Below are 12,566 nucleotides of genomic sequence, written 5' to 3'. Positions count from 1 at the left end.
AACAAATGGCAAGAGGGAATGCTCAGGCGACCTCCTCCATCAAGCCGTCATCCCTCTTTGTGACCGCCCGCTTGAACGTCTGGTGATGGGCGGCGAACGGCTGGCCGCAAGCGGCGGGTTCCGCTGAGATGGGAGTGAAAAGCGCGCGCTTCCTCCCACCCTCCGTCGCCCTCGGGCTTGACCCGAGGACCCACGCCGGCATCATCGGCTGTGGCCCTGGATTCCAGGCTCAAGGCCTGGAATGACGAGGCCGGGGTGCGTTTCCGCCCAACTCGCCGGCGGCGCAGTGACTGGCAAATCGCTACAATTATCGGCTTTGGCGCAATCATCGCTAGCGCTGCGATCGGGCAGAGAGCACGTTTACGAATGTCAGACGGCCGTTTCCTGCGGTGTCGCCCGATTCGTGGCAGTGGCAAACTCACGTGCAGCCTGGATGAACGCTGTAAAAGCGGCAGATGGGTTCTTTCGGTCAGGGTAGTAAAGCGCCAGCGGCGCCAAATTTGGGGTCCAGTCTTCGAGAACTCGGACAAGTCGCCCAGCGGCAATGTCATCACGCACGTCTGCCTCCATGACATACCCGAGTCCGATGCCATTCTGCGCAGCGATCCGCACAAGGCTCGGCTCATCGAGGGTGATGGCGCCCTGGACGTCGATCTGTAGAGGGGTTCCGTCCTTCTCAAATCGCCAACGCAACAAGGCGTTGTTGGGAAGGCGCGCGCGGATGCACCGGAACCGGTAAAGGTCGTTCGGTACGGTCGGTTTGCCGTGGATGCGCAGAAAATCGGGTGAAGCGACGACCGCATTCTCACGCCGCAGCCCAAGCGATACGGCGATCATGTCGGTGGGCACGAGATCCGCTGACCTGAGCCCCATGTCAAAACCGCAGGCGATGACGTCGACCAGTTTTCCCTCCGTAACCAGATCGATATGCACCTGAGGATAGCGCTGCAGAAACGATAGGATGAGCGGCGCCATCACCTCGCGGGCTGCCGATGCAAAGGCGTTGATGCGCAGAGTCCCTGATGGCGTTTGCTGAAGCGACTGTGCGGCTAGCATGGCGTCGTGGATATCCGTCATCGCCGGCCCGACCCTTTCGACGAAAGTCTTTCCCGCATCGGTGAGCGACACGCTTCGCGTCGTGCGGTTGAACAGGCGGATGCCCAAGCGTTGTTCAAGCTTGGCGATAGCCTTGCTCAGAGCCGTCGTAGACATGCCGAGATCCAGCGCTGCGGCACGAAAAGACCCGTGCCGTGCGATGCTCAGAACGGCATCCAGGTCGGAAAGGATGTCACGCGTCATTATCCCTCTTTTCGCAATTCCTCGTTCCTGTTTGTCCCAGTTATCGCCGCGTTCGTCCAGGCATAGATTATCCCGTGCCGGCCCAAAAAGAGGTCGGGACCGCAGCGACAAGGCTGCACAGACGACCTGGAGACCCGAAATGACAATCAAAATGCCCGAAAGCATCGAGGCCTATTTCATTGCCGACCGTGACGGCGGCCCCGACGAACTCGCTGCCGTTTTCGCCGAAAACGCCATCGTGAAGGACGCTGGCGAGACCCTCATCGGTCATGAAGCTATCCGCCAGTGGAAGGTCGATTACACCCAGAAATACGGCCCCACCACAACGGATCCCTTCTTCATTGCCACCGAGAACGGCAAGACCCAGGTGACGGCGCATGTCGCCGGCGACTTCCCCGGCAGCCCGATCGATCTGCGCTACTTCTTCGTCATCGCCGGCGACAAGATCGCCGAACTGGAGATCACGGTATGACCCCTTTTCTCACACTGCAGGGCCGTCGGACCTTGATTACGGGCGGTACCTTGGGTGCCGGCGCCGCGACCGTGGCGCTCTTCCGGGAGCTGGGAGCACGCGTGTTGACGACGGCGCGCACCAAGCCGGCATATTTTGCCTGTGACGCTTTCGTTGCAGCTGACCTGACCACCAAAGAGGGGGTTCAGGCCGTAGTGGATGCGGTTCATCGGGAACTCGGCGGGATCGATATTCTTGTAAATGTTTTGGGTGGCTCGTCCGCCCCTGCGGGTGGCTTTGCCGCGCTCACCGACGAGGAATGGGACAAGGAGTTCAACCTCAACTTCTTCCCGGCGGTGAGGCTGGATCGCGCTCTCATTCCTGGCATGATCGCTCAGGGGAGCGGCGTGGTCATCCATGTCACCTCGATCCAGAACCGCCTGCCGCTGCCCGAGGCGACCACCGGCTATGCGTCTGCAAAGGCCGCGCTCAATACCTATAGCAAGAGCCTCTCCAAGGAAGTCTCGCCGAAGGGAGTACGGGTGGTTCGGGTTTCCCCCGGCTGGATCGCAAGTCCCAATTCGAATGGTCTCGCCCAGCGCATCGCCGAGGAAGCCGGCATCAGCTATGACGAGGCGATAGATGTCATCATGAAGTCGCTTGGCGGGATCCCGTTGGGACGACCGGCCGCGCCGGAAGAGGTCGCCGACCTGATCGCGTTCCTGGCATCTGACCGAGCAACCTCCATCACGGGAACCGAGCATGTGATCGATGGCGGGACTGTCCCGACCGCTTGAGCACACGACGGTGTTCCGGCCGTCACGGCCTCCGTAGAGCAGACCATTCTACCGCGACCGCAGGTCAGGCGGGTGGATCCTACCCGCCGATCTGGGAGTAGATCGCGTCACCCGACTATCCGGGTGCACTCTCACATAATCGACCGCACCGCTCCACCCAAAACTCTCGGCGGGCGTTTTAAGTCGATGCCGTTATTTACTGCCCATCGCCCAACATTTGTCGCGCTTAACGCGTTTCGTATGCTGCGGCACAATCACGTGCCCATGGAGGTGACCATGACCAGATTTGCGCTTTACGTTCCGCTTGAGGCAAAGCCCGGCAAGGAACAGGAGGTCGCCGATTTTCTGCGGTCAGCTTTACCACTGGTCAATGCCGAGCCCGGCACGATTTCCTGGTATGCGATACAGGAAGGCCCAGTTCGTTTGCAATCTTCGATACGTTCGACGATGAGGACGGGAGGGAGGCCCACTTAAATGGCCAAGTCGCTGCGGCTTTAATGGCGAAGGCAGAGGCAGGGGACCTGTTCGCCAAACCGCCCCAGATATACAAGCTGTCTATCCTTGCGGACAAGCGGCCATAGGCGCCGTTCTATCGTCGCGATACTAACCGTAGGAAAAGGCGAGCGCCCGGTCTCACCGACGAAATGATCGGCGGCACGGCTTTTGGGTGTGTCAACGTCGCCCGCACCGGAATGGGGTCGGACCCGGCCAGTCTGCAAAGCGCCCCCATTTCGGTCGTGGAAGTCGATCTCGACGTTTCCCGGTAGCGGACATGTCCTGTGACCGCGCTGTGCGTGGCGTCGCGACGAGCCTCCGAGCACCTCTCAGCAACGCGGTCAAAGGCTGTGGGGTTGTTAAATGATTACAGCTTTGAGCATCCCCTGATTTCGTGCAGGCAATCCTCAGGCAGCCGAGCGTTAGCGCACCGGCCCCGTCACCTAAACTATGTTGCCATCCGCCTTGTTTCGTGGCCTTCTCGCAGCTGGATTCTGGCCGGGTGTTTGGAACTAATGACGGGCGAGACTGTTTCAGCTGTGACTTTGACGCTGCCCTCCTGGCCGGTTAAGCCTAGATTTGAGGAGACTCGCATCATGAAGAATTCGTCCAGATTTCGTTCAGTCGCGGCTGCGGTGATCGCTGCAGCAGGAATCAGCTTTGCCGGGTCCGCGCATGCCGACAGCGGTACGATCAGATTCTCAGTCTACAAGGCTGCCTTCTTTGTGGGCGGTTCTGGAGGCGAGGGCACGCTGACCTTCCATGGTCGCCACTATCCGGTCTCTGTCGGCGGCATCTCGGGCGGCCTCGCCTTCGGGGCTTCTAAGACCTATTTCCATGGTACCGTTCGCCACATTCGCCGCGCCCGAGATGTGACGGGTGTTTACGGTGCGGCAGGCGGTGGCGGCGCGCTCGGCAAAGGGGCCCAGGTGATTGTCATGACCAATGACAAGGGCGCCCAGCTCGAACTCTCAGGCAAGCAAGTCGGCCTGCAAGTCAACGCCGATCTCAGCGGTTTGGCCATCACGGTGAAGTAAGGGCCACTGCTCCGTTCGTCGTCGCAGCAGTCCGGCTATTACCCCGAATGGGAAGAGTCGGCTTTCAGTTTTACCAGCTCGGAAGCGACCGTTCCACTGTCGGCCCCAAATCGGTCATTCGTTCTCGGCCGCAGCCGAGCCTGCTGCTGTAACATTTGAGATATGGGGCTTCTGCTAAGGACGCGGTCGTCGGTTCGTATCCCATCAACTGCAACTTGCGTGGAATCGATGAACGCGACGCGTTTGCCGCCAAGCTGGCGCGGCAGCCCGCACGTTCACGCCTAACGACTTGTGGGCGTAGTTTCAGAGTCTCTGGATGGATCGCTTGGATGCGTCTGCAGCCCCTGCGGTCATCCCCGCTGGCAATTCGGGAACAGCTCCTACGTCTCCAGTCAAAGCGTTCTGAACTGAACACCTCTGGCGCCTTGCAGCGGTTCAGGGCATCCTATGATGGCTGAAAATTGTGTTTATGGCAGTTGGAGGAATGCCGATGCGCTGCTTTACCGTGCTTGGACCCTCGCAGACCGGAAAATCAACAGTCGCGGAAAAGCTCGGCTCCCTCGAGGGGACGCCGAGAAAATCCAGGTCCCCTTATGGATTGAACCTCACAGAATTCACCTTTGGAAACGAGGCGTGGTGTGCGCTGGATGCGCCAGGACCCAACGAAGCGTTGGCGCATGCACAGCACGCGCTTCTTGCCAGCGACGCCTGCATCCTGTGCGTTTCATCGGCACCCGAGGAGGCCGTGCTAGCCGCGCCCTATCTGCGGATAGTCGAAGCCTCGGGGACGCCGTGCATCCTCTTCGTCAACCGAATGGACGAACCGAGAGGACGGCTGAGGGACGTGATCGCCGCGCTTCAAGACTACGCCAACCACACGCTTTTGCTTCGCCAGATCCCGATCCGCGAGGGAGACAGGATCATAGGCAGTTGCGATCTGATTTCGGAACGGGCGTGGCGCTACCGGGAAGGCCAGACTTCGGCGCTGATCGCAATCCCCGAAACCGCCGCCGAGCGCGAGCACGAAGCGCGCAGCGAACTCCTGGAACACCTGTCCGAATTCGATGACTGGCTTCTCGAGGAACTGATCGAAGATCGCGAGCCGCCCAGCGACGCGCTTTATGCCATTTCATCGCGGGTTCTGAGCGAAAACAGGATTATTCCAGTCCTGATCGGTGCCGCAAGTCACGGCAACGGCATGATGAGGCTGATGAAGGCGCTGCGCCACGAGGCGCCGCCGGTCGGGATTCTCAGACAGCGCCTGGCTCGTGCGGGCAATGTCGATGAAAACAAGCTGACCGCCGTGAGCTTCCATGCCTATCATCGTCAGAATATCGGCAAGACGGTGCTGGTGCGTGCGTTTGGCGAGGGACTGCGGCAAGGCGCATCATTGGGCGGCTCCGGCCTCGGCGCCGTGCAGGATCCCGCAAACGGACGGTCCGGCTCGGCGATCGTGCCTGCACCGGGGGATGTCTTCGCAACAGTCAAGTCCGACCACTTGCCCGTCCCGTCGCTGTTGACATCAGGTGCGACGGTCGCCCCGCCCGAATGGACCGAGCCACCGACGCCGATGCTTGAAAGGATCCTGGTCCCGGGCAGCGAACGCGATGAAAACAAGCTCTCCGAAACGCTGGCAAAACTTTCCGAGACGGACCGCGGTCTTGTCGTTTTGCACGAGGAAGGCACGGGCGCCCAGCTCGTCCGCGCCCAGGGCCCGGTCCATCTGCGCGATCTCTGCCGAACCCTGTCCGACGTCTTCCACATCGACGTAACCGATCGAACGCCCAGCCCGATCTACCGCGAGACAATCGCCAAGCCGTCCGAGGTTCACTACCGGCATCGCAAACAGACCGGCGGTGCCGGGCAATTCGCGGATGTGAAGCTGAGCATTCGCCCCAACGAGCGCGGCCGGGGCTTCACCTTCAGCGAAACCGTCAAGGGTGGCGTCGTTCCCCGCAACTACATCCCTGCCGTCGAAGCAGGCGCGCGCGAAGCGATGGAGAAAGGGCCGCTCGGCTTTGAGGTCATCGATGTCGGCGTAACGCTGTTCGATGGTCAGTACCATGCCGTCGACAGTTCGGAACACGCCTTCAGGACGGCGTCGAAAATGGGAGTGCGACAGGCGCTTTCCGAAGGCTCGGCCGTTTTGATGCAGCCGGTCTTCCGCAGCGAAATTCACATTCCGTCGATCTATTCCGGCAGCCTCGTCCAGATCGTCTCCGCTCTCAAGGGGCAGGTTCTCGGCTTCGACCGGGATGAAACCGCGAAGGGATGGGACATCTTCCGGGCACTTATTCCGGGCGGCGCACTGGACGATCTGGCGCGGGCGCTGCGCGCGGCGACGCAGGGCATCGGTTACTTTTCCAAGACCTTCGATCACTTCGAGGAGCTATACGGCAAGGAAGCGGACGCCATCGTGAGGGCACGCGAGGAACCAGGCGTCGCACACTGAAACGTAGCCGCTGGATGCGGCCGAGCGGGCACTGCTCGGATCCTCGAACTATCTCGGGTGCCGCAACGCGGTCGGTCTCGACCACCGGCTGCGGCAATGCCGCAGCGATGAGGCCGGGATTATTCCTTCGGCGGCCCGCCCCGCCGCTCCAGCGCCGTCTTGCGGATGGTCTCTGCGATCTCCGGACTACTGCTCGACAACATCTGGAAATCCACGGCGTAGAGCGACAGCAGCGATACCTCGGTTGCTGCGGTGACCGTCGCTGAGCGTGGTTCGCCGCTGATCAGCGCCATCTCGCCAAAGAAGTTTCCGGCACCGAGTTCCACTGGATGGTCGGGTGTGGCCACGGTGACCCGCCCTTCGACAATGAAAAACATCTGATCGCCAACATCGCCCTTGCGGCAGATCACGGCACCTGCGGGGACAATGCGCGGTCGCAACGCCCGAACGATCTCGATCAGTGCGGCGGAACCAAGCTTCTGGAACAGGGGTACGGCAGCGACCAATTGCCAGTTGCGAACGAAGTCTTGGCGGCGAACCTCTTCGTAGAAGCCGGTGGCGAGGATGCCGGCCCAAAGTGCAAAAATACCGATCCCGCTCATCATCACCAATCCGCCCAGAACTCGACCTGCAAGGCTCTGCGGGATCTCGTCACCGTAGCCGGTCGTCGACAGCGTCACGACCGCCCACCACATCGCCTGCGGAATGCTGCCGAACTTATCGGGCTGGACGTCCCGCTCGAGGATATAACCGGCCAACGCAGCGCCAAAAAGAACGATGCCGAACACCGATGTCACGCCAATCAGATTGCGCGATTCATTCGCGACCACCTTTGCCAGCAGCCTGAAGAAGGTCGAGTCACGCAACGGCTTGAGAAGCCAAATGGCGCAATAGAGGTTTCGATCACGGGACCCAACGAACAAGAATGCAGCAGCCGGAACCAGAACCGCCAGCAAATCGATCACGAGGGCCGGGATCCCGCCCGACCAGCGGTGTCGCGAAAGCAATGTGCCGCTCAATTGGAGGACATAGGCCAGCCAAATGGCCGCAAGTAGCAGCTCAAAGACAAGCCTCTCCTGTCCAGTAAGGCCCTGCGTCGTCAGTGCGGCAACGACCAAGAGACCGATTGTAGCGAACAGCGCGTTGAGCGGCGTCGAAATCTTTGAGAAAGGCACTGCCGACATTACATACTCCCAACCGCCCGGCATTCGTCGACAATAGATACCTTCGGGGCACACGCAAGGGAACGGGGGACTGATGGCGTTGCTGACGGCAGCATTCACCACAGTCAGGCCACCATTTGCTTTTGCTCTCACCGCTCTACCTCAATCGACAGAGACAGTGGAGGAAAGCAGTGCGTAAGCCGATCATATTATTTGCCTTTGGCGCGTTCGCCTTGCCCGCAAATGCGATGGCGCAGTCGCCTGAGCTCGAGAATACCTGCAAATCCGTGGCAAAGAGCTTCTTCATGACCGATCAGCTCGCTATCGGCACCGTGCAATCCTTTCCCGAGTTGAAGCCGCCGGGTGTCCGCATGTCGTATTCGACGCGGCAGGGAACGGCGCCGGCCGAAATGACCGACATATTCGACTGCGAGTTCGACAAGGCGGACAAGCCGCACAACCTGGTGCGCTTCTGCGTGTCGAGCACGTGCTATTCACCGAACGTCGATGACGCTGACCGCAAGCGCCGCTTTGACGAAATGCGCATTCTTCTCAACCGCGCTGAGAAATAGGATTGCGCCGTGCTCGGCCTGATGCCGATCACACCGGCCGATGCGCCGGCGCTTGCACCAGCCGTGCTTTGGGTATTGTCGCGGCTGTGCAATCGATATTCGGATTGCAGGGGGCTATTTTGTCGGCGCCTATTCAGAGCCTGCGAGCTTCCAGCCGCCGCTTGTCGCGCCCGACATAGTCGGAGCCCAGCTTTGTCAGACGGAATTGTCGTTTCTGAAATTCCCCGCGGATCAAGATGAAGCCTTGTTCTTCGGCTTCGCTCAATGTCTTCAGGCTTGTGCCTTTCGGGGGAGACTGCCAATCCAGGCCATCGGCGCTGTGCAGCAAGACCATTATCTTGATAATTGTGCTTCTCCATGTCGATGCCGACAGCCGTCCCGGCGTCCGGTAAAAGCCATTGATTTAAAATCGTTATTTTGGCTGGTCCGGAGTTTCGCAAGAGCTGTTTTATAAAAGCTCCAATAGGCCTGGTCAATTCAATCGCTGATGCCAGCCACTTGGCGCGGGAGATATCCGCGCTACCTCCCGCCGCGGCAATGGAGGAAGATCATGAAAATGCGTAAATTCGCGCTGACGGACGCTTCGCTGGAGCGTTCCCCTGGGCAAGAGGCAGATATCTTCGTCGGCAATCTGGTCGACGAACAGCAAGGCGGGCCGGTCAGCATCGGCTACGGACGCTACGCGCCCGGCCAGAGCCTCACCGAGACCATTGATGTTGACGACGTCATGATCGTTCTCGAAGGACGGCTCTCGGTTTCGACAGAGGCCGGAACCGTCACCGCCGGGCCGGGCGAGATCGTCTACATGCCCAAGGGCGAAACGGTGACCATCCGCTCGCACGAGGAGGGCGCGCTCACCGCCTTTGTCACCTATCCGCATTGGCGCCCGGCGCATGCATAGGCGGCGGCGCTTCGGCCCATTGCCTGTCACGGCGTTTTTCCTGTGACGGCAGTTGGCCGGGCTCGATAAATTCACGCGCCGTCGCGAACGCCTTTTACCCTCGCAAGAGTGTCCTTCGCCCGTGCCCTCTCAGGCCGGGAAAGGGTTTCGCCACGCATCCAGCTCTTCAAGCCGCTCGTACCAGGTTTGGATATGCCGAAACTCGGCGAGGGGAATCTCGGCAGCGGCTGCATAAGGAAGTGCAGCGGCCAAGGCGAAATCCGCCACAGTCAGGGTCTTGCCGACGGCGACGCTATTCTTGGCCAGATGATCGTCGAGCACGCGACCATGGAGTCGAAAACTCGTTTTCGCATCTTCGATGACGGCAACGTCGGGCTCCCCGCCGAACAACGGCTTGATCAATTTTTCGAACCACAGCGTTGCCCCGTGCCGGGTGAAATGGCTGGCATCCCAGCTTAACCAGCGCAGCACGTCGATCTGCCGGTGGTCATGCGGCCAGAAATCCGATGCGACTGTGTCGGACAGCCTGCACATGATGGCGTTCGCTTCCCATAAACTTCCGGCCTCATCCTGCAGCACCGGGACTTTGCCGTTCGGGTTCAGCGCCAGGAATTCTGCGCTGCGCTGTTCTCCGCTTGCCAGGTCGACCCTGACGAACTCGACGTCGGCTTTCAGAAAACGAGCGGCGGCGCAGGCCTTCCGGGGATTGAGCGTCTCGCAATAGTAGAGCTTCATCGCCGCCTCACGCATGGTTCGCCCCTTCGGATTCAGTCCCGAGAAAAATGCTCAATCGCTCGAAGCTTTGCGACCAGCCGGCTTCATGACCCTCCAGTGATGATGCGCTTGCAAATCCGCTCTGCCGAAACGTCATTTCCGTGCCTCCGTCGCTTTCCCGGAAGGTGATGGTGACGACCGTTTCCGGGCTGTTTTCGCCGGTTGCGGTCTCCCAGGCATGGGTGAAGACAAGCCTGTGCGGCGGCTCGACCTCCAGATATTTGCCGCCGACCCAATGTTCCTCTCCATCTGGTGAAATCAGGCAGGCGCGATGTCTGCCGCCGGGCCAGGTCTCAAGTCGGTCGCCCACCGCCTTGAAACCGTGAGGACCGCACCATTGCGCCAAGGCGTTCGGGTCGGTCCATGCCCTGAAAACAAGATCGCATGGGGCATTGAACCTTCGTACCAGCACCAGCTCGCGGGTGTTGTCGGTGTCGGTTTCCGAATTAGTCATTTTCGTATCCTTGTACCTTGGATAGATAGTCATCGAGACGATCAAAGCTTTGATCCCAGAAGCGTCTGTAATCGGCGATCCAATCAGCAATTGTCTTCAACGCGGCCGGCTCGAGCACACGAGGCCGCGAATTCGCTTCACGGCCGGAGCGGATCAATCCCGCCTGTTCCAGCACCTTGAGATGCTTTGATATGGCAGGCTGGGACAGTTCGAAGGGATCAGCGAGTTCGGCCACCGTGGCCTTGCCATTCGCAAGCCGCCCAAGAATTGCTCTCCTCGTCGGATCGGAAAGCGCGGAGAAAATCGCATCCAGACTGTCGTCCATATATCACCATGTAGCTATATAGCCATATGGATATATTGCATGCAGCGAAATGTCAAAGGCAATTGTGATGGATTGGCAATGACGGGAAAAAGTTCGACCCTTCGCAATAAAGCGGGACGCGTCCTTAAGCAGGCATTGCAGCCGCGTCGTATTTAGGGCCCGTTTCCTTGCAGCGCTTCCACAAAACGGATCACGTCCCCGACCAGCCTATCGTTCAAGATATCGTTGTGACCCGCACCGTCATAGATCAACATCTGCTTGGGCTCGGGTGCGATGCCGTACAGCGCCTGCCCTGAAGAAAGCGGGATGCTGTCATCAAGCCGGCCGTGGATAAACAACTTTGGTTGTCTGACTTTGCCTATGTTGAAGTCCGAGCGAAAGGGATCCTTGAGAAGAGCCTCGACCGGGAGGAACGGATAATGCGTCTGCGCAACCGACAGAACCGACAGGTACGGAGACACGAGAATGACGCCGACGGCCGGGAATGCGGTGTTCGAACGCTGAGATTGAAGCCTTCGAAGCTGGGCTGTCTGCGGCTTCGTTGGGTCGGATAACGAAAGAGCGCCGGGAAAGCGGCACGGCCTATCTGATCGAGGGCCAAAACATGTGGATGACGGTGGTGGTCATACACAATGGCACGCCGCAGGATGTCTCGAATACGTGGGTCGAGACTTCGGTCGTCAAAGGGCCTTAGAGCCTGAGCAAGGAACAAAATCCGCATGGCGAGGTTGGTCTTGCGATAAGGCACGAAAACAATGGGAGGAACTCATGCGGAAATCTCTTCAGTTTATCCTGATCGGCCTGGCCGGCATGACCGGCTTGACAATCTCGCCAACGATCGCGGCGGCGCAGGATATGGAACTGCGCATCGGCCCCGGCGGGGTCGGCGTTTACGATCGCGATCGTGATCGTGACCGCTATGATCGCTATGACCGTCGCGGCCCGCGCGGCTGCGATCCGGGTGATGCGCTCGATATTGCCCGCGGCGAAGGACTTCATCGGGCGCAGGTCGTCCGCATGTCGCCGCGCAGCATCGTCGTCCAGGGCATGACGCGCCGCGGACCGGAGCGGATGATCTTTGCAAATCGGCGCGGTTGCCCGGAAATCTGACCAGCGCGTGAGCAGCAAGGTGGACGGCCGGGCCTTTAAGAGCCCGGCGCGGAACCTTTGGGCGCTCCGGACATTGCTGCCCATGTGGCACTCTGCCTGGGTCGCCTGCAGCCTTTAACACCATGGGAGGATTTCATCATGATGAGCGGTCAATTGAAGGCGCTTCTCGCCGTTCTTGCCGTTGCCGGCTACCAGAACCGAGACAAGATCGGGGAACTCCTGCGCGGCATCCAGAACCCGCAGCAGGCCAACCCCCAGCCGGATGGCCCCGGAGGCCAGCAGCCCGGTGGGCTTGGCGGCATCCTCGGTGGGTTGGGCGGCTCCGGTGGTCTTGGCGGACTTCTCGGCGGGCTGACCTCCGGCGGCATCGTCAGCGGCGGTCTCGGCGATCTCCTCAAAACCTTTCAGCAGAACGGCCATGGCGACAAGATCGACTCATGGGTAAAGCCCGGCCAGAATGCCGAGATCGATGACGGCCAGCTCGCCGAAGCCCTCGGCCCGGATGTTTTGAACGAAATCGCCAGAAACACCGGCCTTTCGCATGAAGAGATTCTCGGGCGACTGAGGCGCGATCTCCCGAAGGCCGTCGACGATTTGACCCCGGAGGGGAAGGTGCCCACGGAGGAAGAGGCGTTTATGTCTTCGGCGAGCCAGGCGACCAGCTCCGGGCGACCGAGCGGTTTTTAGTCTTGGGCTAAGGCGCGCGACCGGCAGTCGGTCGGCGCGCCTTTGCTGT

14 protein-coding genes and 2 pseudogenes are annotated in these 12,566 nt (G+C 60.2%); 9 read left to right on the top strand and 7 right to left on the bottom strand.

The window, feature by feature from the left end; all coding sequences use genetic code 11:
• Window positions 1-369: 369 nt before the first annotated feature.
• The gene (locus RLEG4DRAFT_RS23120) at window positions 370-1,299 is read right to left on the bottom strand and encodes a LysR substrate-binding domain-containing protein (RefSeq protein WP_003580403.1); all 930 of its coding nucleotides are present in this window, start codon (window positions 1,297-1,299) and stop codon (window positions 370-372) included.
• 139 nt (window positions 1,300-1,438) lie between these two features.
• On the opposite strand from RLEG4DRAFT_RS23120, the gene RLEG4DRAFT_RS23115 reads away from it, so the two are divergent.
• The 5 genes and pseudogenes from RLEG4DRAFT_RS23115 to RLEG4DRAFT_RS23095 all read left to right on the top strand — a co-directional run bounded on the left by RLEG4DRAFT_RS23115 (window position 1,439) and on the right by RLEG4DRAFT_RS23095 (window position 6,531).
• The gene (locus RLEG4DRAFT_RS23115; protein WP_003580402.1) at window positions 1,439-1,771 is read left to right on the top strand and encodes a nuclear transport factor 2 family protein; all 333 of its coding nucleotides are present in this window, start codon (window positions 1,439-1,441) and stop codon (window positions 1,769-1,771) included.
• Window positions 1,768-2,547: an SDR family oxidoreductase gene (locus tag RLEG4DRAFT_RS23110; protein ID WP_003580401.1), complete on the top strand. Its 780-nt coding sequence runs from the start codon at window positions 1,768-1,770 to the stop codon at window positions 2,545-2,547. Before RLEG4DRAFT_RS23115 ends, RLEG4DRAFT_RS23110 begins: the two co-directional genes overlap by 4 nt.
• A gap of 276 nt (window positions 2,548-2,823) precedes the next feature.
• Window positions 2,824-3,128, top strand: a pseudogene (locus tag RLEG4DRAFT_RS47170) (putative quinol monooxygenase).
• A 510-nt stretch (window positions 3,129-3,638) separates the two neighbouring features.
• Complete coding sequence (locus RLEG4DRAFT_RS23100; protein ID WP_003580399.1) at window positions 3,639-4,079, top strand: hypothetical protein; 441 nt, start codon at window positions 3,639-3,641, stop codon at window positions 4,077-4,079.
• 490 nt (window positions 4,080-4,569) lie between these two features.
• Window positions 4,570-6,531 (top strand): elongation factor G, encoded by a 1,962-nt coding sequence (locus RLEG4DRAFT_RS23095; RefSeq protein WP_003580398.1) that lies wholly within the window; start codon window positions 4,570-4,572, stop codon window positions 6,529-6,531.
• Between the two features lie 119 nt (window positions 6,532-6,650).
• On the opposite strand, the gene RLEG4DRAFT_RS23090 is transcribed toward RLEG4DRAFT_RS23095, so the two are convergent.
• Window positions 6,651-7,715: a cyclic nucleotide-gated ion channel gene (locus RLEG4DRAFT_RS23090; RefSeq protein ID WP_003580397.1), complete on the bottom strand. Its 1,065-nt coding sequence runs from the start codon at window positions 7,713-7,715 to the stop codon at window positions 6,651-6,653.
• A 170-nt stretch (window positions 7,716-7,885) separates the two neighbouring features.
• Between RLEG4DRAFT_RS23090 and RLEG4DRAFT_RS23085 the strand changes: the two genes are divergently transcribed.
• On the top strand, window positions 7,886-8,266 hold the full coding sequence (locus tag RLEG4DRAFT_RS23085) for a hypothetical protein (protein ID WP_003580396.1): 381 nt from the start codon (window positions 7,886-7,888) through the stop codon (window positions 8,264-8,266).
• A 133-nt stretch (window positions 8,267-8,399) separates the two neighbouring features.
• On the opposite strand, the gene RLEG4DRAFT_RS23080 is transcribed toward RLEG4DRAFT_RS23085, so the two are convergent.
• Complete coding sequence (locus RLEG4DRAFT_RS23080) at window positions 8,400-8,600, bottom strand: hypothetical protein (protein ID WP_037094049.1); 201 nt, start codon at window positions 8,598-8,600, stop codon at window positions 8,400-8,402.
• A 216-nt stretch (window positions 8,601-8,816) separates the two neighbouring features.
• On the opposite strand from RLEG4DRAFT_RS23080, the gene RLEG4DRAFT_RS23075 reads away from it, so the two are divergent.
• Window positions 8,817-9,167 carry an AraC family ligand binding domain-containing protein gene (locus tag RLEG4DRAFT_RS23075; RefSeq protein WP_003580395.1) on the top strand — a complete coding sequence of 117 codons (351 nt, stop codon included), beginning with the start codon at window positions 8,817-8,819 and terminating at the stop codon, window positions 9,165-9,167.
• A 129-nt stretch (window positions 9,168-9,296) separates the two neighbouring features.
• Here the strand turns inward: RLEG4DRAFT_RS23075 and RLEG4DRAFT_RS23070 are convergent, their stop codons facing one another.
• The 4 genes and pseudogenes from RLEG4DRAFT_RS23070 to RLEG4DRAFT_RS23055 form a co-directional block, all read right to left on the bottom strand.
• On the bottom strand, window positions 9,297-9,917 hold the full coding sequence (locus tag RLEG4DRAFT_RS23070) for a glutathione S-transferase family protein (RefSeq protein WP_171898233.1): 621 nt from the start codon (window positions 9,915-9,917) through the stop codon (window positions 9,297-9,299).
• Window positions 9,910-10,395 (bottom strand): SRPBCC family protein, encoded by a 486-nt coding sequence (locus tag RLEG4DRAFT_RS23065; protein ID WP_003580391.1) that lies wholly within the window; start codon window positions 10,393-10,395, stop codon window positions 9,910-9,912. The genes RLEG4DRAFT_RS23070 and RLEG4DRAFT_RS23065 overlap by 8 nt, the downstream gene beginning before the upstream one ends.
• Window positions 10,388-10,720, bottom strand: coding sequence for an ArsR/SmtB family transcription factor (locus RLEG4DRAFT_RS23060; RefSeq protein WP_003580390.1), 333 nt, complete (start codon window positions 10,718-10,720; stop codon window positions 10,388-10,390). Before RLEG4DRAFT_RS23060 ends, RLEG4DRAFT_RS23065 begins: the two co-directional genes overlap by 8 nt.
• A 152-nt stretch (window positions 10,721-10,872) precedes the next feature.
• A pseudogene (locus RLEG4DRAFT_RS23055) lies at window positions 10,873-11,202 on the bottom strand (alpha/beta hydrolase); the annotation flags it as partial.
• Between the two features lie 286 nt (window positions 11,203-11,488).
• Here RLEG4DRAFT_RS23055 and RLEG4DRAFT_RS23045 point away from each other — a divergent pair.
• Together RLEG4DRAFT_RS23045 and RLEG4DRAFT_RS23040 are read left to right on the top strand one after the other, a co-directional pair.
• Window positions 11,489-11,830, top strand: a complete 342-nt coding sequence (locus tag RLEG4DRAFT_RS23045) for a hypothetical protein (RefSeq protein ID WP_003580387.1) — start codon at window positions 11,489-11,491, stop codon at window positions 11,828-11,830.
• A 138-nt stretch (window positions 11,831-11,968) separates the two neighbouring features.
• Window positions 11,969-12,517 (top strand): YidB family protein, encoded by a 549-nt coding sequence (locus tag RLEG4DRAFT_RS23040; RefSeq protein ID WP_003580386.1) that lies wholly within the window; start codon window positions 11,969-11,971, stop codon window positions 12,515-12,517.
• The last annotated feature ends 49 nt before the right edge of the window (window positions 12,518-12,566 follow it).

Source organism: Rhizobium leguminosarum bv. trifolii WSM2297 (genome assembly GCF_000271845.1).
The sequence above is the reverse complement of the archived record's forward strand: the minus strand, read 5'-3'. Positions and strand labels throughout refer to the sequence as shown.

What these genes read in the sequence shown, in the direction of transcription:
- RLEG4DRAFT_RS23070 (WP_171898233.1), bottom strand. Translation starts at nt 9,917, where the DNA reads ATGCGTGAGGCGGCGATGAAGCTCTACTATTGCGAGACGCTCAATCCC.
- RLEG4DRAFT_RS23120 (WP_003580403.1), bottom strand. Translation starts at nt 1,299, where the DNA reads ATGACGCGTGACATCCTTTCCGACCTGGATGCCGTTCTGAGCATCGCA.
- RLEG4DRAFT_RS23080 (WP_037094049.1), bottom strand. Translation starts at nt 8,600, where the DNA reads ATGGTCTTGCTGCACAGCGCCGATGGCCTGGATTGGCAGTCTCCCCCG.
- RLEG4DRAFT_RS23065 (WP_003580391.1), bottom strand. Translation starts at nt 10,395, where the DNA reads ATGACTAATTCGGAAACCGACACCGACAACACCCGCGAGCTGGTGCTG.
- RLEG4DRAFT_RS23060 (WP_003580390.1), bottom strand. Translation starts at nt 10,720, where the DNA reads ATGGACGACAGTCTGGATGCGATTTTCTCCGCGCTTTCCGATCCGACG.
- RLEG4DRAFT_RS23090 (WP_003580397.1), bottom strand. Translation starts at nt 7,715, where the DNA reads ATGTCGGCAGTGCCTTTCTCAAAGATTTCGACGCCGCTCAACGCGCTG.
- RLEG4DRAFT_RS23040 (WP_003580386.1), top strand. Translation starts at nt 11,969, where the DNA reads ATGATGAGCGGTCAATTGAAGGCGCTTCTCGCCGTTCTTGCCGTTGCC.
- RLEG4DRAFT_RS23100 (WP_003580399.1), top strand. Translation starts at nt 3,639, where the DNA reads ATGAAGAATTCGTCCAGATTTCGTTCAGTCGCGGCTGCGGTGATCGCT.
- RLEG4DRAFT_RS23095 (WP_003580398.1), top strand. Translation starts at nt 4,570, where the DNA reads ATGCGCTGCTTTACCGTGCTTGGACCCTCGCAGACCGGAAAATCAACA.
- RLEG4DRAFT_RS23045 (WP_003580387.1), top strand. Translation starts at nt 11,489, where the DNA reads ATGCGGAAATCTCTTCAGTTTATCCTGATCGGCCTGGCCGGCATGACC.
- RLEG4DRAFT_RS23110 (WP_003580401.1), top strand. Translation starts at nt 1,768, where the DNA reads ATGACCCCTTTTCTCACACTGCAGGGCCGTCGGACCTTGATTACGGGC.
- RLEG4DRAFT_RS23075 (WP_003580395.1), top strand. Translation starts at nt 8,817, where the DNA reads ATGAAAATGCGTAAATTCGCGCTGACGGACGCTTCGCTGGAGCGTTCC.
- RLEG4DRAFT_RS23115 (WP_003580402.1), top strand. Translation starts at nt 1,439, where the DNA reads ATGACAATCAAAATGCCCGAAAGCATCGAGGCCTATTTCATTGCCGAC.